At 49.3% G+C, this 270-nt stretch carries 1 protein-coding gene; it reads right to left on the reverse strand.

Features of this window, described 5'->3' with window-relative positions; all coding sequences use genetic code 11:
- Positions 1-185 (reverse strand): hypothetical protein (locus tag CWC28_RS21270; protein ID WP_212746816.1); only part of this gene is annotated, 185 nt, incomplete at its 3' end.
- Between the last annotated feature and the right edge of the window lie 85 nt (positions 186-270).

Here is a 270-nt window from a genome sequence, read left to right on the forward strand (position 1 = left end):
ATAATGGCTATGCGATCACCGCTTTTGATCTGTTTCTCTAGAAGTGGGAACAGAGTCGCGGCATCAGCAGCGGGTTTCACCTCCAGATCACTTAAAGCTAACAACCGATCAGCTCTCAGAGCTTCACCCTTGAGTTTTAGCTGCCAGGGCGAGATAGCAGGCTGATCGGTTTGCTGATCTTTCAATCGATCAATCCTTTTCTCCATGCTTTTGGCTTTGCGAGAAAGGTCTTCGTTGTCGTATACCTTGCCCCAGAGCGCCAACCTCTTG

This window comes from Pseudoalteromonas sp. S4492 (assembly GCF_005886115.1).
In the GTDB taxonomy this organism is placed as follows: Bacteria; Pseudomonadota; Gammaproteobacteria; order Enterobacterales; family Alteromonadaceae; genus Pseudoalteromonas; species Pseudoalteromonas gelatinilytica.